This window comes from Paenibacillus sp. FSL P4-0127 (genome assembly GCF_038007325.1).
GTDB classification, from domain to species: Bacteria; Bacillota; Bacilli; order Paenibacillales; family Paenibacillaceae; genus Fontibacillus; species Fontibacillus macerans.
In genome coordinates, this window is record NZ_JBBOWY010000001.1 from 470,026 (window position 1) to 493,815 (window position 23,790).

The 23,790-nt window shown below is 52.6% G+C and carries 18 protein-coding genes and 1 tRNA gene; 10 read left to right on the plus strand and 9 right to left on the minus strand.

Going from position 1 to position 23,790, the window contains the following annotated elements; translation table 11 throughout:
* Positions 1-222: 222 nt before the first annotated feature.
* A complete protein-coding gene (gene rnr, locus NYE74_RS01935; protein ID WP_036629005.1) occupies positions 223-2,910 on the minus strand; it encodes a ribonuclease R in 2,688 nt (895 codons plus the stop codon).
* Between the two features lie 281 nt (positions 2,911-3,191).
* Here rnr and NYE74_RS01940 point away from each other — a divergent pair, with 281 nt between their 5' ends.
* Positions 3,192-4,658, plus strand: coding sequence for a methyl-accepting chemotaxis protein (locus tag NYE74_RS01940; RefSeq protein ID WP_036627063.1), 1,467 nt, complete (start codon positions 3,192-3,194; stop codon positions 4,656-4,658).
* 64 nt (positions 4,659-4,722) lie between these two features.
* Here the strand turns inward: NYE74_RS01940 and NYE74_RS01945 are convergent, their stop codons facing one another.
* Positions 4,723-5,274: a GNAT family N-acetyltransferase gene (locus tag NYE74_RS01945; protein ID WP_036627065.1), complete on the minus strand. Its 552-nt coding sequence runs from the start codon at positions 5,272-5,274 to the stop codon at positions 4,723-4,725.
* 159 nt (positions 5,275-5,433) lie between these two features.
* Positions 5,434-5,667: a preprotein translocase subunit SecG gene (secG, locus tag NYE74_RS01950; protein ID WP_036627066.1), complete on the minus strand. Its 234-nt coding sequence runs from the start codon at positions 5,665-5,667 to the stop codon at positions 5,434-5,436.
* A 299-nt stretch (positions 5,668-5,966) separates the two neighbouring features.
* On the opposite strand from secG, the gene NYE74_RS01955 reads away from it, so the two are divergent.
* The 5 genes from NYE74_RS01955 to NYE74_RS01975 all read left to right on the plus strand — a co-directional run bounded on the left by NYE74_RS01955 (position 5,967) and on the right by NYE74_RS01975 (position 11,563).
* Entirely contained in the window at positions 5,967-7,985 is a 2,019-nt protein-coding gene (locus tag NYE74_RS01955) for a methyl-accepting chemotaxis protein (protein ID WP_036627068.1), read from the plus strand.
* Between the two features lie 238 nt (positions 7,986-8,223).
* Positions 8,224-9,000 carry a class I SAM-dependent methyltransferase gene (locus tag NYE74_RS01960; protein ID WP_227872966.1) on the plus strand — a complete coding sequence of 259 codons (777 nt, stop codon included), beginning with the start codon at positions 8,224-8,226 and terminating at the stop codon, positions 8,998-9,000.
* A 15-nt stretch (positions 9,001-9,015) separates the two neighbouring features.
* Entirely contained in the window at positions 9,016-9,714 is a 699-nt protein-coding gene (locus tag NYE74_RS01965; RefSeq protein WP_036627072.1) for an ABC transporter ATP-binding protein, read from the plus strand.
* 9 nt (positions 9,715-9,723) lie between these two features.
* Positions 9,724-10,800, plus strand: coding sequence for an ABC transporter substrate-binding protein (locus tag NYE74_RS01970; RefSeq protein ID WP_213510863.1), 1,077 nt, complete (start codon positions 9,724-9,726; stop codon positions 10,798-10,800).
* On the plus strand, positions 10,775-11,563 hold the full coding sequence (locus NYE74_RS01975; protein ID WP_051985792.1) for an ABC transporter permease: 789 nt from the start codon (positions 10,775-10,777) through the stop codon (positions 11,561-11,563). Before NYE74_RS01970 ends, NYE74_RS01975 begins: the two co-directional genes overlap by 26 nt.
* 52 nt (positions 11,564-11,615) lie before the next feature.
* Here the strand turns inward: NYE74_RS01975 and eno are convergent, their stop codons facing one another.
* From eno to NYE74_RS02005, 6 genes are all read right to left on the minus strand, one after another.
* Positions 11,616-12,902, minus strand: a complete 1,287-nt coding sequence (eno, locus tag NYE74_RS01980) for a phosphopyruvate hydratase (RefSeq protein WP_036627073.1) — start codon at positions 12,900-12,902, stop codon at positions 11,616-11,618.
* 165 nt (positions 12,903-13,067) lie between these two features.
* Positions 13,068-14,615 (minus strand): 2,3-bisphosphoglycerate-independent phosphoglycerate mutase, encoded by a 1,548-nt coding sequence (gpmI, locus tag NYE74_RS01985; RefSeq protein WP_036627075.1) that lies wholly within the window; start codon positions 14,613-14,615, stop codon positions 13,068-13,070.
* Complete coding sequence (gene tpiA / locus NYE74_RS01990; protein ID WP_036627077.1) at positions 14,616-15,368, minus strand: triose-phosphate isomerase; 753 nt, start codon at positions 15,366-15,368, stop codon at positions 14,616-14,618. It abuts the gene before it with no gap.
* Positions 15,369-15,575: 207 nt separating this feature from the next.
* Complete coding sequence (locus NYE74_RS01995; RefSeq protein ID WP_341004570.1) at positions 15,576-16,766, minus strand: phosphoglycerate kinase; 1,191 nt, start codon at positions 16,764-16,766, stop codon at positions 15,576-15,578.
* Positions 16,767-16,984: 218 nt separating this feature from the next.
* On the minus strand, positions 16,985-17,995 hold the full coding sequence (gap, locus tag NYE74_RS02000; protein WP_036627081.1) for a type I glyceraldehyde-3-phosphate dehydrogenase: 1,011 nt from the start codon (positions 17,993-17,995) through the stop codon (positions 16,985-16,987).
* Between the two features lie 77 nt (positions 17,996-18,072).
* The gene (locus NYE74_RS02005) at positions 18,073-19,128 is read right to left on the minus strand and encodes a sugar-binding transcriptional regulator (RefSeq protein WP_036629008.1); all 1,056 of its coding nucleotides are present in this window, start codon (positions 19,126-19,128) and stop codon (positions 18,073-18,075) included.
* 359 nt (positions 19,129-19,487) lie between these two features.
* On the opposite strand from NYE74_RS02005, the gene NYE74_RS02010 reads away from it, so the two are divergent.
* The 4 genes from NYE74_RS02010 (at position 19,488) to clpP (ending at position 23,605) form a co-directional block, all read left to right on the plus strand.
* Positions 19,488-20,642, plus strand: a complete 1,155-nt coding sequence (locus NYE74_RS02010; protein WP_036627083.1) for an ABC transporter substrate-binding protein — start codon at positions 19,488-19,490, stop codon at positions 20,640-20,642.
* Between the two features lie 80 nt (positions 20,643-20,722).
* Positions 20,723-22,057 carry an extracellular solute-binding protein gene (locus NYE74_RS02015; protein ID WP_278738894.1) on the plus strand — a complete coding sequence of 445 codons (1,335 nt, stop codon included), beginning with the start codon at positions 20,723-20,725 and terminating at the stop codon, positions 22,055-22,057.
* Positions 22,058-22,731: 674 nt separating this feature from the next.
* Positions 22,732-22,806, plus strand: a tRNA-Arg gene (locus tag NYE74_RS02020).
* Positions 22,807-23,008: 202 nt separating this feature from the next.
* On the plus strand, positions 23,009-23,605 hold the full coding sequence (clpP, locus tag NYE74_RS02025; RefSeq protein WP_036627089.1) for an ATP-dependent Clp endopeptidase proteolytic subunit ClpP: 597 nt from the start codon (positions 23,009-23,011) through the stop codon (positions 23,603-23,605).
* Positions 23,606-23,790: the final 185 nt, after the last annotated feature.

The following is a 23,790-nucleotide window of genomic DNA, read 5'->3' on the forward strand; positions in this document are numbered from 1 at the left end:
CGACAGGCGAGGGATCCCTTTTTGTATCGGCCTTGGTAGGGGTTTACATAGCAGTCTCTGCAAAATTTTATTAACCCACGGCATAGGACATACGGCGAAAGTTCGGCAGGCGCCACACGACGGGCGCGATCGACAACAGATCCATTCTGCACATGCTGACGTACGGAGCGAAGCAGAATAAAAGGGCAGGCATTTTTACCAAAATGCCCGCCCTTTTTGCGTTTACTTTTTCTTCTTGCGCACGAACGCCGCGGTGCCGTTGCCTTTGCCGCCGCCCCGCTTGCGGCGCGGCGCGGGCTCCCCGGCGCCATCCCCCCGGGCGCCGACAAAAATCCCGCTCGCGGACGTCTTCTTCCGCCGCGAGCCGCCATCGCCACCGCCGGCGCGGTATCCGCCCCCGGCGTCGCGGGCGACGGCCACCGTCCCGGAGGCATAGCCTCCCTTGCCGGAGCCGAAGCCAAAGCTCGCCGCGGGCGTCCCCGCCGCTTCCGCGGCTTCGCCCGCGCCCGCCCCGGCGGCCGCGTCAAGCGCCACGCCGCCGGCACTGCCGGCACCGCTGCCGCCGACGCCCCGGCCGGGCTTGCCTTTCTTGCCCTTGGCTCCCTTGCCGCCGCCTTGAGCTTCACTGCCTCTGGCTCCGCCGCCCTTGGCCCCGCCGATCTTGCCGACCTTGCCGCCCTTACCGGCCTTGCCGCCTTTCCCTGCGCGACCGCCGCCCCGGCCGCCGTCAAACCCGCCGCCGCCGAACAGCTCGCCGCCCCGCTGCCGCGGCTTCATATCGACCATCTCGAAATCGATCGTATGGTCGTCCATATTCACGCGCGCCACGCGGATCTTCACCTCGTCGCCGATCCGGTAAATCTTCGACGTCCGCTCCCCGATCAGCGCCATATGCTGCTCGTGGAAATGATAATAATCGTCCGTCATCGCGCTGAGCCGGATCAGCCCTTCGACCGTGTTGTCCAGCTCGATGAACATCCCGAAGCTGGTCACGCTGCTGATAATGCCCGGGAATTCCTCCCCGACCTTATCCAGCATAAACTCCGCTTTCTTCAGCTGCTCCGTATCGCGTTCCGCCTCGACCGCAATCCGCTCCCGCTCCGACGACTGCTGGGCGATTGTCTGCATCCGGCTGGCCAGGTACTCCAGCCGGGCTTCGCTCAACGCCCCGCCGCCTTCGATCACCTCCCGGATCACCCGGTGGATGACCAGGTCCGGATAGCGCCGGATCGGCGACGTGAAATGCGTGTAGAACTCCGCCGCCAGTCCGAAATGCCCTGTACTTTCGGCGTCGTATTTGGCCTGCTTCATCGAACGCAGCATCATCGTGCTGATGACCGTCTGCTCCTTCGTCCCCCGGATGTCCTCCAGCAGCGTCTGCAGGGCCCGCGGATGCACCTTGTTGCCTTTGCCGCCCTTCACGGTGTAGCCGAAGTTGGCGACAAACGCCAGGAAATTCATCAGCTTCTCCTGGTCCGGGTCCTCGTGAATCCGGTAGATAAACGGCACCTTCAGCCAGTGAAAATGCTCCGCCACCGTCTCGTTCGCCGCCAGCATAAATTCCTCGATGATCTGCTCGGCGATCGAGCGCTCGCGCTTCACGATATCGACCGGCTTGCCGTTTTCGTCGACGATCACCTTCGATTCCTCGAAGTCGAAGTCGACCGCGCCGCGGCGCATCCGGTTCGCCCGCAGCTTCAAAGCCAGCTCCTCCATCAACCGGAACGTCTCGACCAGGTCGGCGTAGCGCTCCGTCACCTCCGGATCTTCCTCCTGCAGGATTTTGCGGACGTTCGTATACGTCATCCGTTCCTTCGTGCGGATCACGCTGGTGAAAATATCGTGGTTCACCACTTTCATCTGATCGTTAAATTCCATTTCACAGGACAGCGTGAACCGGTCCACCTTCGGGTTCAGCGAACAAATCCCGTTGGACAGCCGGTGCGGCAGCATCGGAATGACGCGGTCGACCAAATACACACTGCAGCCGCGGTTGTACGCTTCCTGGTCCAGCCTGGAGTTTTCGCGCACATAGTAACCGACATCGGCGATATGCACACCCAGCCGGATATTGCCGCTTGGCAGCCGCTCCACATGAACGGCATCGTCCAGGTCCTTGGCGTCCTCGCCGTCGATCGTCACGATCACTTTGTCCCGCAGGTCGCGCCGTCCTTGACGCGCGATCTCCTCTTCTTCGATCACATCGGGCGCTTCAAGCGCTTCCGCCAGCACATCCTCCGGAAAAGCCTCCGGAAGCTGGTGCTTGCGGATAATCGACAGGATGTCGACGCCCGGATCGTCCTTGTGGCCGAGAATTTCGCTCACCTGGCCGACGGCCGCGGCCCGGCCTTCCGGATATTCCACGATCTGAACGACGACTTTTTCGCCATCCACCGCGCCCCCAAAACCTTCCTGCGTAATGAAAATATCACGGTTAATCCGCTTGTCGTCCGGAATCACGAACCCGTACGATTCATGGTTCTGGAACACCCCGACCACTTCGGTGACCGCCCGGTGTACGATGCGTACGACTTCGCCTTCCAGTTTGCCGCCTCCGGCGCTTTTGGAACTGACGCGAACGAGAACCGTGTCGCCGTTCATCGCGCTTTTCAAGTCGTTCGCATGAATGTACACATCCGGATGATCCCTATCCTCGGGGATGAGGAACGCAAACCCCTTAGCATGCGCCTGCAAACGCCCGCGCACCAAATCCATCCGTTCCGGCACACCATACCGGTGGGTACGGGTCAAAATAATCTGCCCTTCCTGTTCCAAACGGTTCAGCAGCTTGAGAAACTCTTTGAAGTCGGCGGCATCGGCAATCCCGAAATGCTCCTCAAGCTCTTGATACGTCATCGGTTTATAAGCCTTTTCCCGCATAAAGGCAAGCAGCTCTTGTTCTGTAATCAAATTCAAATGATTTCACCTCAGGCCCGGCCTGTCCTTTTACCGGGATGTTATTTGCAAATGAATTCCATGAAATGCCTCATACATGGTATATACCCTAGTATACACGAATTTAGCGGTTTGCATCCGTTGGCGGCCGAATCCCCCAACTTCTTTACTCTAGTTGCAGAAATAGCCGACGTTCACACAAGTTATACGGTCGAAATTTATCAAAACTCTTCATTTCATAGCATAATTTTCCGAAATTAATATAGTAATACCATTTATTAGGAGATGAAAAATTCATGGATAGCAACCTCATTTTGCAGAGACGAAACAAACTATTCGTCAAAATCATTTGGATTATGGTCGCTTTTGGGGCGCTGACCGACCTGATGATCGGGGTAGACAGCACCGTTCTGATCTCCCTGATTGCGGTCGGCGGCATCTGCTGCTCGATCGCCACCTATATGAGTTACGCCAACAAAGGCACCCGCTTCGTCATGTTCATCGTCCCCGCCGTCATTTCGCTGCTCACGTTTTTGATCATTTACCATGACCCGAATCCGCTGATGAGCTCCTATTTGCTTGTATATGTCAATATCGGGCTGATGACGCTTTATGCCAACTACAAGCCGATTGTATTTTCCGGCATACTCGGGATTGCCCTCACGCTTTATTTTTACAGTATCCCGTTTTACCACGATCATATGTTCCCTCGCGAACCGCTGACCTACCTGCTCTTATACCTTATCTTCATCATCGTCGCCCTCTCCTTTGCGGCACGGTTCAGCGAACGGCTGCAGCAGGAAGTCTTGCACAAACAGAAGGATACGGAGGAAGCCAAACAGCGCGGAGATGAGCTGCTCGCTCATTTGAGAAGTTCGCTCGAAGTGCTCGGCCGCCTCAGCACCGGACTGCGCGATAATGTCAATACCACCGGGAAAATCTCCAAGGAGATCACCGCTACCTTCGGCGAGGTTACCGCGACGCTGGATCAGCAGACACAGGGGCTCCAAGCGACGTCGCAATCGGTGCACGAGGTGAATGATGCCGTAGAACAGGCAGCCGTAATAGCCTCCAGGCTGCAGCAGCTTTCTTCGGAAATGCAGGATTCCACGGAGGACGCAGGCGTCCGAATGAATGCTTTGTCCGAAAATATGGGGCATCTGCAGCAGGTGATAGCCGGCACGGTTGCCCAGATGCAGCGGCTTCGCGATCAAAGCGAGCGGATCGGACAAATCGTAGATACGATTCACGGGATATCGGCGCAAACGAATCTGCTCGCCATGAATGCAGCGATTGAGGCGGCCCACGCCGGGGAGCACGGCAAGGGATTTGCCGTCGTGTCCGCGGAAATTCGCAAGCTGGCGGAAAATTCCCGGCAATCAACCAACCGAATTAACGACATTCTTGAGGACGTCATGGAGCAAGTCAACAACGTTGCCGAGCAAATTTCCATCGGTTTCACCGCCATCGATGCCGGAAAAGAAGAAGCGAAAGAACTGCAAAGCTATGTGGCGAAAGTTGCCGGCAATGCGGAAATCGTAAATCAGCAATCGGATCAGGTCGATCGGTCGGTACGATATATGAAAGAACGCTACGCCAGCATCATGGAAGAAATTTTGCTCGTCGCAGGCGGCACCGAGCAAAATATGGCCGCCGCGGAGGAAATTTTGGCCGGCCTTGAAGCCCAGGACAACAAAATCCATGAGATTGTACAGCATTATCAGGATCTCGACCGGTTGATTGTTACGCTTTCCAATAATTAGGCCCAGGCCCTCATATAAACAACCAAAGGCTTGCCCCCAGGGGCAAGCCTTTGACTTTTCCTGATTATGCAGTTAACAATGGAAGCGTATCTAAATACCAATCAAAGCGAGGTTTGTTTTCGTAGATTTCAGCCACATGAATGATTGCGGGGATCACGTTCGCTCCTTTGTAAAAAAAGCTTGTCCCCACCTTGGACATCGGAACATGGAAGGAAATTTTCAAAGCCCGGGACAAAATCGGATCCAGGAGCGTCACATAGTGGCGGATATGATGGTCTCTGGCAAACAGCACGATCGACGACAGCAGACGGTTCAGATTTTTACCGCGGTGCTCCTTCAGCAGAGCTACCTTGTCCACTTCGGCGGTGTACTCCGGTTCGGCGAGGATCGCCGGGTGTTCCGCAAACGCAACGAGCCGGTTTAGGCCCTGATCTTTGGCGGGATCATACGGTTTGATCTCCGCCGTGCCGATCGGGACTCCATCCTCATCATACACCAGACAGCGGCCCAATATTTGGCTTGCAAATTCGAGCCCAAACCCTTTTTCCATCCAAACTTCCGTCCAAATCGTGTGAAATAGCGCTTCTTCCTGAAGAGTTGTCACCAGCTTGTACATTTTTCTACCTCCAATCCCTGTATTTAGTACTATTATACTATTTATTCCAAACATAGACAAATAATATATAATTCGCAAGTCGTACGTTACTCCTCGCTAAAACGCAAAAAAGCCCTTGTTTCCTAAGCGGAAACAAGGGCCTCCTAGCATATTCGTTAATTATCTAAGAACTACTGCGACGATGATCGACAGGATAAAAAATCCGGCCCCCAAGGCTACTGTAATGCGTTCCAGAACCAGATCCATGCCGCGAGCTTTTGTTTTCCCAAACAGATGTTCAGCACCCCCGGAGATGGCGCCGGAAAGACCCGCGCTTTTCCCTTTCTGCAACAATACGACTGCAGTCAAGGCAATCGAGAAAATCACGAGCAAAACCTTCAACAAAATTTCCATTCAATCCACCTCCTAAGCGAGAACATCCTTATCTATTCCAAGACTTACATAGTTGATATATAAACAAATCATTATCATTTTACCATAGAGTAACAGGAATAACAACCGTTTGGCGGTTTATGTTTCTACAATGCTTATGTGATCAAAATTTCGCGGCACGTCAATGTATTTTCTCATGATAGGCGACAGTGAATTGGGCCAAAATTCCCCAATATTCTTGAAATTGTGCCAAATTCCGACTTTTAACCGTGGTACGATTGATTTAAGTAAGTCTAGTTCAAACGTATGGGAGGGACATTATGTCGAAGACCAAAGCACTACAAACCAAAACACGGGGGAAATCCGGGGCGTTTCAGCGGAAATTGCTGATCATTATTCTGGCCACTTCCCTGATCCCCCTGATCGCCGCCAGTTCGTTCTTCATCCGTTATTTCAGCGGCGTGACCACAGAAGACAGCGAAGAATTGGCGCAAACGACGCTGGACATGAACATCTCCAAGATCGATGAATGGATTTTGTCCAAAACATCGGCGGTGGAGCAGCTCATCCAGCAGAACCCGCAATTCCAGTCCTATGATCCGGAGAAAATGTTTCCGATTCTAAGCGTACTGGAGCAAAGCGACAGTCAAACCGAAGGCTACAGCCTCATCGACAAAAACGGCCAGCTCACCAACAACCTCGGGATGACCGCGGATATGTCGAAAAGCGATTATTTTCTGAAAGCAAAAGAAACAAACAAATTGGCTTTTTCCGAAATGAACTACCTGGAGGCACTGGGCAAATATTTCATCACGGCAGTCGTGCCGCTTCATGATAAGGAAGGGCAGTTTATCGGCGCCGTCGCTTTTTCGATAACGCCAGATGTGCTGACCCAGCTTAGCAACAACATTAAAATGGCCGATACGGGTTACGGCTACGTCGTCTCGAACAACGGGATTTATTTCAGTTACCCGGATGCCGAACGTTTCAGCAAGAACATCAACGATTACGCCGAAACCCCCGCTTTAAAAAATGCAACCGCAGCGATTCTCGGCCAACCGGGCGGTTCCCTTACGTATCAAGACGAGACGGGAACAGAAGTGATCACCTACTTCGGCACGATTCCGAGCACCGGGTGGAAAATGGTTATCACCGTGCCGACCAGCGAGATTTTCGCCAAAGTGAATCGGGCCAGCACGTTATCCATCGCGATCGTCGTCGTTACGGCCCTGATCGTATCAGTCATCGCTTTCCTGCTTGCGCGCCTGATCGTCAAGCCGATCCTGGCGATTTCTGGAGTTATGAAAAAGGTCGCAAGCGGGCAGTTGAACGAGCGGGTAACCGTCCACTCGAAGGACGAGATCGGCGAGATGAGCGAAAACATCAACCTGATGATCGAATCGCTTGCCGGCATGGTTAAACAGATCGATCTCACGATCGGCCAAGTGGCCGCCGCTTCGGACGAGCTGCTGGCCGCAACCCGGCAATCGTCGCAGGCGACGGCGGAGATCACTTCCGCGATCCGGGAGGTCGCCGGAGGAACGGAGACCCAGTTCCGCGGGGCCGAACAGTCGGCGAGAGCGACGGAGGAAATGGCCGAAGGCGTGCAAAAAATAGCCGAAGCGTCAGGCAGCGTTTCCGAGCAGGCCGAAAACGTCTCAAGCGAAGTTGAGCGCGGCTACGAGGAAATCCAGGCGGCGATCAAGCAGATGGCGCAAATTCAAACCACCGCCAACCAAACAGCGCAGGATATCGATCGGCTGGCCGGGCATTCCAAGGAAATCGGCGAGATTGTCGATGTCATCTCGGACATCTCCAACCAGACCGCGCTGCTGTCGCTGAACGCTTCGATCGAAGCCGCCCGTGCGGGCGAGGAAGGGCGGGGATTTGCCGTCGTCGCCGGAGAAGTGAAAAAACTGGCCGAACAGACCAGTGAGTCGATTTCCCATATCGCCGAGCTGATCCAATTTATCCAAGGCTCTACATCCCAGGCTGCCAATTCCGTGCAGACAAGCGTCCGCGAGATTAACGACGGCATCGCGAGCATGGAGAAAGTCGGCGTTTCGTTTGGCCAAATCCGCCAATCCATTTACCAGGTATCGGCGCAAATCCAGGATGTCTCCGCCACGACGGAGCAAATTTCTGCGGGTACCGAAGAAATCGCCGCCTCGATCGGGGATATGCTGACCATCGCTAAAGATTCGGCGGACAACGCCCAATCCGTAGCCGGTTCCGCTTCGGACCAAGCGGCCATTATGCAAAGCATTGAAACATCGGCGGGATCGCTGCATCAGCTGATGAACGAGCTCAAAGAACAAATCAAAGTATTTCAGGCCTGAATCGCGAAGGCCAACATGATATACATAGCAATACATGTGAATATGAGTACAAAGGGCCCTTTCGCAGATCTACCTGCAAGGGTCCTTTTTCGTCTCTGGCGATAACACTCATCTCGAAACTTTTCTCTCTGACGCATTGATTGTGACTCAGCTCACACGTCAAAGGTGCCCTCTTCGCTATATTAATGATAATGATTATCAATATCAATTGTATTTTCGCAAAAGGGGTGTTTCTACATTGAAACCACATATGTCTCCAGGCCATCTTTTTTTGGCTTCCCTCGGTAAAACCAGGCTTCGTCCGGGCGGCAAAACCGCAACCGAGCGAATTTTAACGTCCTGTCGGATTACGGAGCATTCGCATGTGCTCGAAGTAGCGCCAAATATGGGCACAACCGCCATCGAAGTCGCCTCTCGTTACGGCTGCCGGGTGACGGGGGTTGATCTTCACGCTCCAAGCTTAGATAAAGCAAAGGAAAACGTTAGGCAGCACGGCCTCGAGGAACAAGTCCGGCTCGTCATCGGCAACGCCATGGCACTGCCGTTCCCCGACAACTCGTTCGACGTTGTTATTAATGAAGCGATGCTCACCATGCTGACCTATGAACAGAAACAGCAAGCGGTCTCGGAGTACTTGCGGGTGCTGAAACCCGGAGGCCGGCTGGCGACCCACGATTTGCTGCTGCAGCAAGAACCGGATACGGAAACCGTGAAGCAACGCCTGAACGAATTGCGCAAAGCGATATACGTTAACGCGCAGCCCATGACGGCGGCCAAGTGGGAAGAGCTGTTTCGACAAGCGGGTTTTGGCGAAGTGGTTTGCGTCACGGGCAACATGTCCCTGTTGTCTTTGAAGGGGCTGATTGTCGACGAAGGCTGGGAAGGCATGATCCGCATCCTGTCCAATGCGATGCAAAGCGAAGACGACCGGCAGCGCCTGTTCCGCCTAATAAACTTGTTTGACGAGAGCAGCGACTTATACGGCCACATCACCTGCGTTTCGACCAAAGCCTAGCGGAAAGGCCACCGGATGACCACATTGATTGAGTTTACAAATGTCGCAAAAACGTATGGCGGCCGGCCTGTCTTCACCGGCTTCTCCTGCCGGCTGCAGCGGGGAGAGGTCATCGCCCTGCTCGGTCCCTCCGGCTGCGGAAAAACAACGCTCCTTAACCTGGCAGCGGGGCTGGCGCAGCCGGATAGCGGCTCCATTAGGCTGCATACGGATCATATCGGCTACATCTTTCAAGAGCCAAGGCTCATTCCGTGGCGCACCGCCGGGGAGAACATCGGGCTTGTGCTGCAAACCGCTGACACAGCGGACGTCGAGCGAATCATTGGCCACACGCTGCGGAAAGTAGGCCTGCAGCAAGCGGAAAACCGCTATCCCCGGCAGCTCTCCGGCGGCATGAAGCAGCGTGTGTCCATCGCGCGGGCGTTGGCGCTGCAGCCGGACATGATTTTGATGGATGAACCGTTTTCCGCCCTGGACGCCGCCTTGAAACGTGAGCTGATGGATGACATGGCAAGGCTGATCGGCGAACGGGAGATCGGCGTAATGTACGTGACGCACGACCCCGAGGAGGCGGCGCGGCTGGCGGATAGAGTGCTGATCTTTTCGCCGCCGGACCGTGCTTTTGCAAACGAAGAAATTTTCCCTGTGCCGAGACTGGAGCGCACGGAGGCTCAAATCCGGCAGTATAAAAACAAGATGATATCAATATCCTAGGAGGTCCTGATGAAAAAAACGTTTACCGCCATTTATCCATTGCTGGCGCTTTTCCTTGCCGGAACCATGATTTTCACGGGTTGTTCAGGCCCGTCCGCTGCTCCTTCGCAACCAGACGCAAATGGACAACAGCAATCGGCAGCCGGAACTGCCGCAGTGGAACCGCCCGGACCGGCAGCCCAGAAAATGCAACAACTGACCGTTCAGGGACCGCTGGGGATTACCATATCCGCACCGATTTACAACATTTTGGAGAATCAAGCTCTGGCATCCTTCGCGGATGAGGTCGTTTATACCCCCTGGAAAACCCCGGATGAGCTGCGCGCCAGAATTTCCAGCGGGCAAGCCGATATTTCCGCCGTGCCTACCTATGTCGGCAGCAATTTGTACAACCGCGGCATAGACGTCAAGCTGCTGAACACGCTGGTCTGGGGCATTCTCTATGTCGTCGGCCCTGAAAATGAAACGGGAGGAGGCTGGGAAACTTTACGCGGACAGACGATCCACGTGCCGCTGAAAGGAGACATGCCGGACCTCGTCTTCCGTTATTTGCTTCGCAAAAACAACCTTGACCCGGAGAAGGACATCCGGATCGAGTATGTGGCCGGAACGCAGGAACTGGTCGGCCTGATGGCCGCCGGGAAGGCAAAATATGCGGTCATTCCGGAGCACCTGGCCACGATGGCCGTTCAGAAAATCGAGGGAACGGCCAAAATCATGAGTTTGCAGGAGGAATGGGCGAAAGCAACCGGAAAACGGGCCAGAATTCCGCAAGCCGGCATTCTGGTGTCGGGCGAACTGGTGAAAAATCAGCCGGAACTGGTGGAAAGCCTGCAGCGGCAGTTTCAAGAATCGGTGACTTTTCTCAACCAACACCCGGACAAAGCCGCGAAAATGATCGCCGAGTACCAGGAAGGATTGGAGCCGGCGTTCATCGAATCATTGATCCCTGCCCTGAATCTTGAATTCGTCTCCGCCAAGGACGCGAGGGAGGAATTGGAGTTTTTCTTCACCGAGCTGTCTTCGCTTTCCCCCGACATCATAGGAGGCAAGCTGCCGGATGATGCGTTCTATTACGATAAATAAACCGGGCAAACGCTCGTTTGGGGTAAAATGCTTAGCCGTGCTCGTCATCATCGGCGTCTGGCAGTGGATTTCTTTATCCCTGCCGGACATTTTGTTCGCTTCACCCCTGGAAACGCTGCGGGCGCTTGCGCGAATGGCCCGCAGCGGCGAATTGGCCCGGCAACTGCTAACTTCGGGAGGCCGGATGTTGGCCGGTTTCTTCTGCGGAACGGCCGCGGGGATTGCCGCTGGGCTGCTGGCGGGAATTTTCAGTATCGTTTACGAGGCGATGCGTCCCTTCCTATCCCTGCTCATGGGCATCCCGCCGATCATTCTCGTGGTGCTTGCCATGGTCTGGTTCGGCACGGGAGCGACGGTGCCCGTATTTGTGGTCTCCTTGCTGGTTTTCCCCAGCATTTACCTTAACACGGCCGACGGATGGCGCGGGATTGACCGGCAGCTCTTGCAAATGGCGGAGGTTTATCAAATCGGTCCTATGAAAAAACTGCGTCACATCGTCATTCCTGGACTGGCCGTGCCGATTTTTACGGCCGTTTCGCTGGCCGCAGGGTCCGCCGTCCGGACAACGATCATGGCAGAGCTGCTCGGCTCCGACAACGGGATCGGCTACTCGCTCGCTTTTGCGCGAGTGAACCTGGACACCGCCAAAGTGTTCGCCTGGACGTTCGTGAGCATCGTGGCGATTCTGGGGATGGACCTTATCGTCATCAAGCCGCTCCGCAAATTTGCTTTGCGTTGGAATCACGAAGAAATCCAGACTTGAGAACAAAAAGACCCGCCGATCGGTTCGGCGGGTCTTTTCGCAACTTCTGCGATTAACGTTTCAGGTTGTAGAAGGATTTCAAGCCGTTGTATTGAGCCAAATCGGCCAATTGGTCTTCGATGCGGAGCAATTGGTTGTACTTGGCGATGCGGTCCGTACGGGAAGGCGCACCGGTTTTGATTTGGCCGGCGTTCGTAGCCACGGCGATATCGGCGATCGTGCTGTCTTCGGATTCGCCGGAACGGTGGGAGACAACCGCGGTGTAGCCTGCGCGTTTCGCCATTTCGATCGCGTCGAACGTTTCGGTCAGCGTACCGATTTGGTTTACTTTGATCAGGATCGAGTTGCCGATGCCTTCGTTGATGCCTTTTTCCAGACGCTCGGTGTTGGTTACGAACAGGTCGTCGCCGACGAGTTGGATTTTGCTGCCCAGTTTTTGCGTGAGCAATTTCCAGCCTTCCCAATCGTCTTCGGCGCAGCCGTCTTCGATCGTGATGATCGGGTATTTGTCTACCCAGGAAGCGAGCAGGTCAACGAATTCCGCGGAAGTGAAGGATTTGCCTTCGCCTTCCAGATGGTATTTGCCGTCTTTGTAGAACTCGGTGGAAGCGACGTCCATGCCCAGGAATACGTCTTTACCCGGAGTGTAGCCGGCTTTCGTGATAGCTTCCATGATCGAGGACAGCGCGTCTTCGTTGGAAGCGAAGTTCGGAGCGAAGCCGCCTTCGTCGCCAACCGCGGTGTTCAAGCCTTTATCCTTCAACACGGATTTCAGGTTGTGGAAAATTTCCGCACCGGTACGGAGAGCTTCCTTGAAAGAAGGAGCGCCAACCGGCAGGATCATGAACTCTTGCACGTCGACGTTGTTGTCGGCATGCGCGCCGCCGTTTACGATGTTCATCATCGGAACCGGAAGCTGCTTCGCGTTGAATCCGCCGAGGTATGCGTACAGCGGCAGGTCGAGAGCGTCAGCGGCCGCGCGGGCAACGGCCATGGAAACCGCCAAGATGGCGTTGGCGCCGAGTTTGCCTTTGTTTGGCGTACCGTCCAAAGTGATCATCAATTTGTCGATGCCGATTTGGTCAAGCGCGTCCATGCCGATTACTTCAGGGGCGATGATTTCGTTGACGTTCTCAACGGCTTTCAATACGCCTTTGCCCAGGTAACGGGATTTGTCGCCGTCGCGAAGCTCAACGGCTTCGTGCGCGCCGGTGGAAGCGCCGGAAGGAACGATAGCGCGTCCGATGGCGCCGGACTCAAGGTAAACTTCAACTTCAACCGTAGGGTTGCCGCGGGAGTCAAGGACTTCGCGTGCGTATACTTCGGAAATAATTGTCATAGGTATACAGTCTCCTTTTTTAGTGGTAGTTCAAAAAGTCCGCTTTTGATCACGAAGTGAATCAAGAAGTAATTCGGCATCGAATCTCGGTGCTGAAAACCGCACTTTTTGAACACGCATTTTAATTTAATATTTTAAGTATACAGTTTGTTGTACCAGTTTGGCTTATGCCTTGCGGCTGGCGATCATCGACTTGCCGGTCATTTCCGGCGGCTGCGGCAGCCCCATCAGGTCAAGCAGCGTCGGCGCCACGTCGGCGAGGATGCCCTTGTCGCGCAGCACAACGTTTTCGTCGGTCACGATAAACGGAACCGGGAAGGTCGTATGCGCGGTGTAAGGACGGCCTTGCTCGTCGAACACCATGTCGGCGTTGCCGTGGTCGGCGATGATCACGACGACTCCGCCTTTCGCCTTAACGGCGTCAACGACTTTGCCGACGCATTCGTCGGTCACTTCGACCGCTTTCTTCGTCGGCTCCAGCATGCCGGAGTGGCCGACCATGTCCGGGTTGGCAAAGTTCAAGATGATCGCGTCGTGTTTATCCGCTTCGATCTCTTTCACGCAAGCCTCGGCGACTTCATAGGCGCTCATTTCCGGCTTGAGATCATAGGTCGCGACCTTCGGCGAATTGATCAGGATGCGCGTTTCCCCCGGAAGTTCGACGTCGCGTCCGCCGCTGAAGAAAAACGTCACGTGCGGATATTTTTCCGTTTCGGCGATGCGCAGCTGTTTCTTGCCGTGCTGCACGAGCACTTCGCCAAACGTGTTGTCGAGATCCTTCGGTTTGTAGGCTACGTAGCCCTGAACCGATTCCGCAAACAGAGTCAGGCACACAAAGTGCAGGTCCGTCGGGAATTTCGGTCCGCGGTCGAAGCCTTGGAAATCCTTGTTCGTGAACACGTTGGAGAGCTGAATCGCCCGGTCCGGACGGAAGTTCAGGAAGACGACGGAGTCTCCGGATTCCACCTGCGCAACCGGCTCGCCTTTGTCGTCGACGATCACGGTCGGCATAACGAATTCGTCAAATACCGATTTCTCGTAGGACTCGGTGACGGCCTTAATCGGGTCCGTATATTTCGGTCCTTCGGCATAAACCATGGCCCGGTACGATTTCTCCACGCGGTCCCAGCGTTTGTCGCGGTCCATCGCGTAGTAACGGCCTTGCACCGTAGCGATTTTGCCGATGCCGATTTCGTTCATCTTGGCGATCAGCTTCTCCAGGAAGCCTTTCGCGCTGTCCGGCGCCACGTCGCGGCCATCGAGGAAGGCATGCACGTATACTTCGTGCATATCTTCTTTTTGGGCCAGCTCGAGCATCGCGAACAAGTGGTCAATGTGGCTGTGCACGCCGCCGTCGGACAGAAGCCCGTACAAATGGAGCTTCTTGCCTTTGGATTTGGCGCTGCGAACCGCATTCACCAACGTTTCGTTTTGGAAAAATTCGCCTTCGCGAATCGATTTGGAAATCCGGGTCAAATCCTGGTACACGATCCGGCCGGCGCCGATGTTCAGGTGTCCGACTTCGGAGTTCCCCATTTGGCCTTCCGGCAAGCCCACCGCTTCGCCGCTAGCCGTCAGGGTCGTGTTCGGATACTGCTTCAGATAACGGTCGTAGTTCGGCTTATGGGCTTGCGCCACGGCATTGCCTTCCACCGTGTCGCGAAGTCCGAAACCGTCCATGATGATCAATGCTACAGGTTTTGGAGCAGCCATTTACTTCGCCCCCTCAACGAGTTGAACATAAGAAGCCGGCTGCAGGCTGGCACCGCCGACGAGCGCGCCGTCGATGTCGCTTTGGCTCATATATTCCTTCACGTTCTCCGGCTTCACGCTGCCGCCGTATTGGATGCGGATCTTGCTTGCTACATCATCGCCATACAATCCTTTAACCAAACTGCGGATGTAGGAAATAACTTCGTTCGCGTCTGCGGAAGTGGACGATTTGCCTGTGCCGATGGCCCAAATAGGCTCATACGCAATGACGACCTGCACTGCTTGCTCCGCAGTCAGTCCTTGAAGCGCCGCTTCGGTTTGCACCTTTACGACGTCTTTCGTTTTGCCGGCTTCGCGCTCTTCGAGTTTTTCACCGACGCAAGGGATCGGAGTCAAACCGTGTTTGAACGCGGCATGGATTTTTTTGTTTACGATCTCGTCGGTTTCGCTAAAATAAGCCCGGCGCTCGGAATGCCCGATGATGACGTAGTCCACGCCGAGTTCTTTCAGCATACGTCCGCTGATTTCGCCGGTGAAGGCCCCTTCGTCTTCAAAATGCATGTTTTGCGCGCCGATTTTGATCGACGTTCCTTTTGCGGCTTCCACCAAAGCCGGAAGGTTGGTGAACGGAGCGCAAATCACGCTCTCTACGCCCGCAACTTCCGCTTTTCCTTTTACCTCTTCAAAAAAAGCTTTTGCTTCGGAAACCGTTTTGAACATCTTCCAGTTCCCGGCAATAATAGGTGTTCTCATGGAGCCAACTCCTTCACTTCTTAAAGGTAGTTCAAAAATCAGCTTTTGATCACGAAGTGAACCACGAAGTTTATTCGGCATCGAATCTTGAATTCAGCCGGGCCTTCCGGTGCTCACGTACCCAAAACGTACGCTCCGCTCCTGACGTCCCTAGCTTCATCCAACCTTCTCGGTGCTGGGTGCTGAAAACCCGATTTTTGAACAATTTCATTGTCTTTTACTGTCGTTCAATGCTACAACGCCCGGAAGCGCCTTGCCTTCCATGAATTCGAGGGACGCGCCGCCGCCAGTAGAGATGTGGTCCATTTTCGACGCCAGGTTGAACTTCTCGGCTGCTGCCGCGGAATCGCCGCCGCCGATGATCGTGTAGCCTTTCGTCTCGGCGCAAGCTTCGGCTACTTCCTTCGTTCCGTTCGCAAAGATGTCGATTTCGAATACGCCCATCGGTCCGTTCCAAACGACCAGCTTGGAGTTTTTAATGATGTCGGCATACATTGCCCGCGTTTTCGGTCCGATGTCCACGCCTTCCCAATCGGCCGGAATGCTGTCGATGTCGGCCGGTTTATGGTTGGCCGTAGCGCTGAAATCGTCGGCTACGATAACGTCCACAGGAAGCAGGAACTTTTTGCCGAGCTTCTTCGCTTTCTCGATGAAGCCGAGGGCAACATCCAGTTTGCTATCATCCAGCAGGGATTGACCGATTTCATAGCCTTGCGCCTTGAAGAATGTATAGGCCAGACCGCCGCCGATCAGCACGTTGTCCGCGATGTTCAGCAGGTTGTCGATGACGTCAATTTTGTCTTTCACCTTCGATCCGCCGATGATGGCCGTAAAAGGACGGTCCGGGTTCGACAATGCTTTGCCGAGAACGGACAATTCCTTTTCCATCAGCAGGCCGGATACGGCTGGCAGGTAATGCGCGATGCCTTCGGTCGACGCATGCGCCCGGTGAGCCGCGCCAAACGCGTCGTTGACGAACAGATCGGCAAGCTCCGCGAATTGTTTGGCCAGTTCCGGATCGTTTTTCTCTTCGCCCGGATAGAAACGGACGTTTTCCAGCACCAGTACGTCACCGTTGTTCAATTGAGCTACTTTTGCTTTAACCACGTCGCCAACCGCTTCATCGGCTTTGGCTACCGGCTTGCCGAGCAGCTCGGACAAGCGTTCTGCAGCCTGGGTAAGGCGCATCGATTCATTCACTTGACCCTTCGGACGTCCCAAGTGGCTGGCGAGAATGATTTTCGCGCCTTTTTCGATCAAATAGTTGATCGTCGGCAGCGTTTCGCGGATCCGGGTATCGTCGGTGATTTTCCCGTCTTGCATCGGCACGTTGAAATCGACGCGGACAAATACGCGTTTTCCGGTTACTTCCACATCACGTACACTTTTCTTGTTCATCTCCACGTTCCTCCTAAAGGTGTGCGCAGGTTCTCCCAAGCTTTGAAAACCGCGCATCACGGCTATAATTCTGATTTCTCTCCTAAGCGTAAGTCTGTATCTCTATTTTTTTATTTATAACATGCGTGTGTGTGAATATCGTTCTTGCTTCAAGACCAAAGAGGAGTCCTATTGACAGGTTGCTCCTCTTTGGGATTTATATCAGGTTGGCCGGGATATTACTTAACTTTTTTTGCGAAGAATTCCAAAGTACGGACCAATTGAGCGGTGTAGGACATTTCGTTGTCGTACCAAGCCACGGTTTTGACGAGCTGTTGGTTGCCCACAGTCATCACTTTTGTTTGAGTCGCATCAAATAAGGAACCGTATGTCATGCCCACGATATCGGAAGATACAAGTTCTTCCTCGGTATAACCAAACGTTTCCGGATCGGAAGCGGCTTTCATCGCTGCGTTAACTTCATCAACGGTAACGGTTTTTTCAAGAACAGTTACGAGCTCTGTCAGGGAGCCGGTCGGTACCGGAACACGTTGAGCCGCGCCGTCCAGTTTACCTTTCAATTCTGGAATAACCAGACCGATCGCTTTAGCTGCACCGGTCGTGTTAGGAACAATGTTGGATGCAGCAGCGCGAGCACGGCGGAAGTCGCCTTTCGCATGCGGAGCGTCCAGCGTATTTTGGTCGCCGGTGTAAGCGTGGATCGTCGTCATCAAACCTTCAACGATGCCGAATTTGTCGTTCAGCGCTTTAGCCATTGGAGCCAAGCAGTTGGTCGTACAGGAAGCACCGGAAACAACTGTTTCGGAACCGTCCAGGATTTCATGGTTAACGTTGTAAACGACCGTTTTCATGTCGCCGGTAGCCGGAGCGGAGATAACGACTTTCTTCGCGCCGCCTTTCAGGTGAAGCTCGGCTTTTTCTTTCGTCGTGAAGAAGCCGGTGCACTCCAGAACAATGTCAACGCCAAGCTCGCCCCAAGGAAGTTCCTCAGGATTGCGGTTAGCCATAACTTTTACTTCTTTGCCGTTCACTTTGAAGTAGCCGTCATGAACCTCTACTTCGCCGTCAAAGCGGCCTTGAGTTGTATCATATTTCAACAGGTGGGCCAGCATTTTGGCGTCCGTCAAGTCGTTGATCGCTACTACTTCGATGCCTTCCACGTTTTGAATGCGGCGGAAAGCCAGGCGTCCGATACGTCCGAAACCATTAATACCTACTTTTACACTCATGAATAGTTCCTCCTAGTGTTGGTTTTTTTATTAATCAAGACAGGCTAAAAGCCCGCCATGAGTAAACATCGTTAGCTTCACTTGATTTCTTGCTTGGCATCCTGCCCGAGTTGGGCTACGATCTCCGAAGCGGCGGCCTCGTCAATGACGAGGATGTCCTCTTGGCCAAAGCGCAGCACGGCGTGAATCGCCTTGGCTTTGCTTTTGCCCCCGGCAATCCCGATTACGGTTTCCGTCTCCATGATGTCTTCCAAGCGAAGGCCCAGAGTCCGCATTTTGTGGACGACGACGCCGTCTTCATTAAAATAATAACCAAATGATTCCGCGACCGCGCCTTCCTTCCGGATCTGTTCGGTCACCTGCGGCTCCAGCTTGCGCCGCCGCGCCATCTCCATCGCGTCGCCGATGCCGTGCACCACGATTCGCGCTTGCCGGATCATATTGACGATGTCTTCGATGTTCGGATCGTGGACAAGCGATTCATAAGCTTCCTTGCCGAGCAAATCAGGTACGTGCAGCAGGCGGTAACCTGCCCCCACTCGTTTCGCCATCCCGGATGCGATCGTGTTCGCCTGAATTTCCAGGCTCTCGCCCAATCCTCCGCGCGCAGGCACAAACCAGCTGTCCTTCATCGTCACGTTATGCGGCGGATTCAATTGCTCCGCAACCTCCGCCAGCGTTGTTCCGCCGGTAACGGCAACCCCGTCGCCCTCGCTCATGGAGCTTAAGAGCGCCTTGGCTCCCGCGCGCCCCAGTTCCCGCTTTACCAGCGGCGAAGCGTCGCAATCTCCAGGGACGACCACGACTTTGCGCAGGCCGTAGCTCTGACGGATCGCTTCTTCCAAATTGGCGAGGCCAAACAACTCCTTGACCACCGGCTCCAATTCCTCAAGCAGAAGCCTGCCCGCATCGCTGATTCTCATGCCGATATTCTCGATTTCAATCAGGCCCTGAGCCTTCAGAAGATCCGTTTCGGCCCGCAACACACGCTCCGTCATATCCAGTGAAGTTGCCAAGGTTCTGCGGCCAATTACGTCAGATAACATGATCTGATGAAGTATGGTGTACCTTTTCTTGAGAATGTCCATGAGATCAGGCAGAAGCTGCTTCTGAATTTCCAAAAGGTTACGCATGATCTCCATTCCTGCAAGCTCCTTCTTCTCTCCATCTCCTTGGCCTTAAAATGTCCCGGGTTAACTTTTTAAGTCCCACCGTTATTTTAACCAATTTTTAGCGTGGTTGCAAGCCTAACGTCCGTAGAATTCTCAAACTTTGGTATGGTTATACGGCGGTAAGTAAAGAAACCGTTTTATCGCTATGCTTCTTGTCCATCCCGTTTTAGTTTTGTCGGTAGGGTTGTCCAATAAACACCACTCTAAGAATGAAATTAGACAACGCATGAGCCGGATTTTTTTAATTTACAGGTATTGCATTCGGATTTACTATAAAATAGTTATAGTATATAGAATTTATTGGAAACGAGGTTCGGGAATTGCGCGGATTGCTGTTATTTTTCATGGCTTTAAATTTGGCGATTGTATCGGGTTGTGCCGGGAACACGTCTTCTCTTAAAGATAAAGAGGTTAGCTTTAGTTTAAATATCGGTTACTTCTCGCAAAAACATTTCGATGACAGATATGCCTCTCTATTGGCGCTGGAATATCCAAATTTGCGCTATACCGTCGTTCCGACGAACGATCTCGTCAAAGGAAAAGCGACATTACAAGAATGGATGAAAAACAACGAAGTAGATTTGCTTTATTTGTCTGACGATGATTTTCGGGAAGCCGCTGAAAGCGGATTGCTCCTAAAGCTTGACGATGATGTTGCCCGAGATTCCTTTCCTTTGGATACGCTGATCCCCGGTGTCGTCGAGTTAACGAAACATTACGGCAACGGCGAACTGTACGGACTGCCTCCTTCCTTTTTCAGCAGCGCTATAGTTTACAACCAACAACTGTTTGATCAATACGGTGTGGAATATCCCGGCAACCAAATGTCCTGGGAGGATACGATTATGTTGGCCAACCGATTTCCGAAAGGCCTAACCTTACCCTATCCGTCTGCGGCCGATTGGTTGATTGATATAGGGAGAACCGAAAGCCTTCAGGCATACGACGAACATACGGACAGGCTCACTTTAGATAGTCCGTCATGGGGCAAAATTTTAAAATTGGTGAAGGAACCGTTAAAACGCGGAAATATCGCCATCAACGATATAAACCAAAACGCCTTTATTACAGAAAACTACGCGATGGCCGTGGTTAATTACGAAGATTTTAAAGTTGTAGAGCAGCAAGGCTCCGATATCAAGTGGAAACTGGCCACCATGCCGGTCAGTCCAGGCTCTCCGGAAATCAGTCATCATATTTCGTTAGGGGGACTTTGGGCGATTCCCGCCAACTCGACGCAAACTGAGGCGGCCTGGGAGTTGATCCGATTTTTCTTGTCCGGCAAAGTGGCGGAGTGGGAATACCGTTCCGTATACGGGTTTTCTTCGCTGGCCGATTATATTTCATTAGGGAATGCCGACAAAAATATCGAAGCCTTCTACATGCTGCAGCCCTCAAAAGAAGAAAATGCCGTTTCCGAGCAGGCGTATAACCTGATCAATGCCTACGTTGATCGCATGCTGTCCAGCGAGTGAATTTCTAGTACGGGAAGGTCGGGAGTCGGCGGAACAAGCTTTCCTAAACTGCACCCGTTTATAATAAAGGGGATCAGAACATGTATAAAATAACGCGTACATTTATAGGCTTGGCGCTTATGACAGTCTTATTATCAAGCTGCCAAACGCGTCAGCCGGAGGAGCCTGTCGTCCTCAAAGTTGCTTATCCGTCCGCCAAGCAATTTTATGTTAATTTTGGTTATGCTTTTGAAAACAGATATCCCAATATCGATGTTCAAGTGATTCCAAGTGATCCGGTATCCGAAGAAACGGGTTGGAATCGTGAAGCGGATGTTATTTACATCAATGGTATGGAGCAGTATAAGACGGCTATTGAAAAGGGGATTTTAAAACCGATTTCTCCCCCGTTCACCAATGGATCGGAATCCGGCGACCTTTCTCCGATTGTTACGTCGCTTTTGGAAGCTGCGTCGGATAACGGCCAGTATTATGCTCTTCCGCCTACTTTTCATAGCGAGGCGCTTTATTATAACAAGAAGCTATTTGATGCTTATCATATCCCATACCCGCAAAACGGAATGACCTGGGAAGAGGTGTTTGCATTAGCCGAACGGTTCCCGACAGAAGATGATCAAGGAAAATCCCTTTATGGAATACAAATGAACTATTATCGCAATGTTACCATGAACTTTATTTTAAAAGCCGGTCAAACGGAAAACCTGACTTATCTCGATCCAAAAACCATGAAGGTCACGATGAATACGGATAAATGGAAGTCCATCTGGACCGCCGCGGTGAAAGCTTTTCGCGCCGGGGCAGTTTATGATCAGGGAGAAGAAGCCGATTCGATGGAACACCCCAAGTTTTTAACTGAAAATGCCGCTATGACCGTTAGTTCCAATGCTTTTGCATATGATTTCGAGCCGTTCTCCCATTTTGAAGGAGCTACCTTGATCGACTGGGGAATGGTTACAGCTCCGGTGGACCCTTTGAATCCGGATTATATGAATTTCTACGAAATATTTGACTTTTTTGGCGTTTCTTCAAGCACAGAACATGCAGCCGAAGCGATGAAACTTGTTAAATTTATAGCCGGAGATCCGGTAAACAGCCAACTATTGGCCAAGAACCAGCCAAATTACGGGCTGCCTGCTGTAACCGAGTACGTGGAACCGGTTGGAGATCATGATTTGTCTCCTCTTTACTCCCTTAAAGCAAATCCTAATTATGCAGACCTGTATACCCAAGTTGATGCCGAGATCCTCGATGCCTTTCAGGACGCTGCCCAAGGCGCATTGGACAAGCTTCTGCAAAATGAAATAACCTTGGATGAGGCACTTGCCGAGGTGGAAGTGAAGGGACAAGAAGCCGTAGATACCGCGGTCCTTACTCTTGAGCAAAAAAGGAAAAGCAGCCAAGGTGACATTCAATAATGCCGACATTGAGAAGAGGATTTCCCTGCGCTTTAACACATTTCGAAATTCTTCTGCTCGAGAGATTCAGCAAATTCAAGCACTTTCTATTAATGAGGCTGAAGTTCTATTTGAAAAAGCGTTTTCTGTTCCTGCTTATAACTATACATAAAATGAAATAAGGACTATATGATATGGGTATAAAATTTTTATACTCCATATCATTTTAAGGGGGTCGAATATGGGAAAAAAGATAAGTTTCTTTATTCCAAAATATTTGCACCCATTATAGCGCTATTTGTTGTTCTTGCCAGTTTAGGCATATTGAAAGCTACACTTCCCTTACTTTTACTTTAATTACTGAATTAAGAAGCTAAATAAACCTGAATTTCGAGAGCGCATCAGGCACGGCGGTGATTATCCAAAAGCGGTTCAGCGACCGTAAATAAGTAGGGGTAGGGCCATCTGGAGTTCAGTCGAGCCGTCCGTATTTTTAAACGGCCGTGTGCACGGCGTTCCTTGCTTGAAGCAGAAGTAATACGCAGCGTACTCGGGGCAAATAATTTTGCTGAGATGGTTCAGCGCATAATAAGCCAGCGCTAGTCTGCTGCGAATTTTGCCCATGCTAATAAATACCACTTGCATTTCCTTTGACGATACCATATAATCAATTTTGCACGCTAAATTTGTGATTTGCGCCCGTGGTCCAATGGATATGACGTAGGCCTCCGGAGCCTGAGATCGAGGTTCGATTCCTCGCGGGCGCGCCATACTTAACTAACTGCCTAATAACCGAACGCTGAGTTTCATCGCCTGAATGACTGCATAAATGACATCGGGCTTTTTTTATCCCTTGAGTTTGACTATCTTTGACTTTTGCGAATAAATTGTTTATGATGAGGTTATTATCGATCGTTTCCGTCAATTCTGATGATTGATCGAACCGAATCCAAATTTAAGGAGGTTTTATCGGTGAGTTATATTCCTATGGTCGTTGAACAAAGCAACCGCGGCGAACGCGCCTACGACATTTATTCCAGACTGCTTAAGGACCGGATCATTTTCCTGGGCTCGCAAGTCAATGACGTCGTGGCCAACTCCATCATCGCTCAAATGTTGTTTCTGGATGCGGAAGATCCGACGAAGGACATCTCCCTCTACATCAACAGCCCCGGCGGATCGATTACCGCAGGCATGGCCATTTACGATACGATGCAATTCATCAAAGCGGATGTCTCCACGATCTGCGTCGGCCTTGCCGCTTCCATGGGCGCGTTCCTGCTGAACGCCGGCGCTCCCGGCAAACGCTACGCCCTGCCGAACAGCGAGATCATGATCCACCAGCCGCTCGGCGGCGCGGAAGGCCAGGCAACGGACATTGAAATCCGGGCCCGCCGGATCCTGAAGATGCGCGACAAGTTGAACCACATTCTCGCGGAGCGCACCGGCCAACCGCTGGAACGGATCGAAAAAGACACCGACCGCGACTACTTCATGAGCGCTCTCGAAGCCAAAGAGTATGGCCTGGTCGACCAAGTCATCGAAAAAGTAAATCCGGCGAAAGCTTAAAGCCGAGCCTTAAAATGTGTGTTCAAAAAGTTCGGTTTTAAGCACCGAGAAGATTGGATGAAGCTAGGGACTGAGGAGCGGAGCGTACGTTTTGGGTACGTGAGCACCGGAAGGCCCGGCTGAATTCAAGATTCGATGCCGAACTACTTCTTGATTCACTTCGTGATCAAAAGCGGACTTTTTGA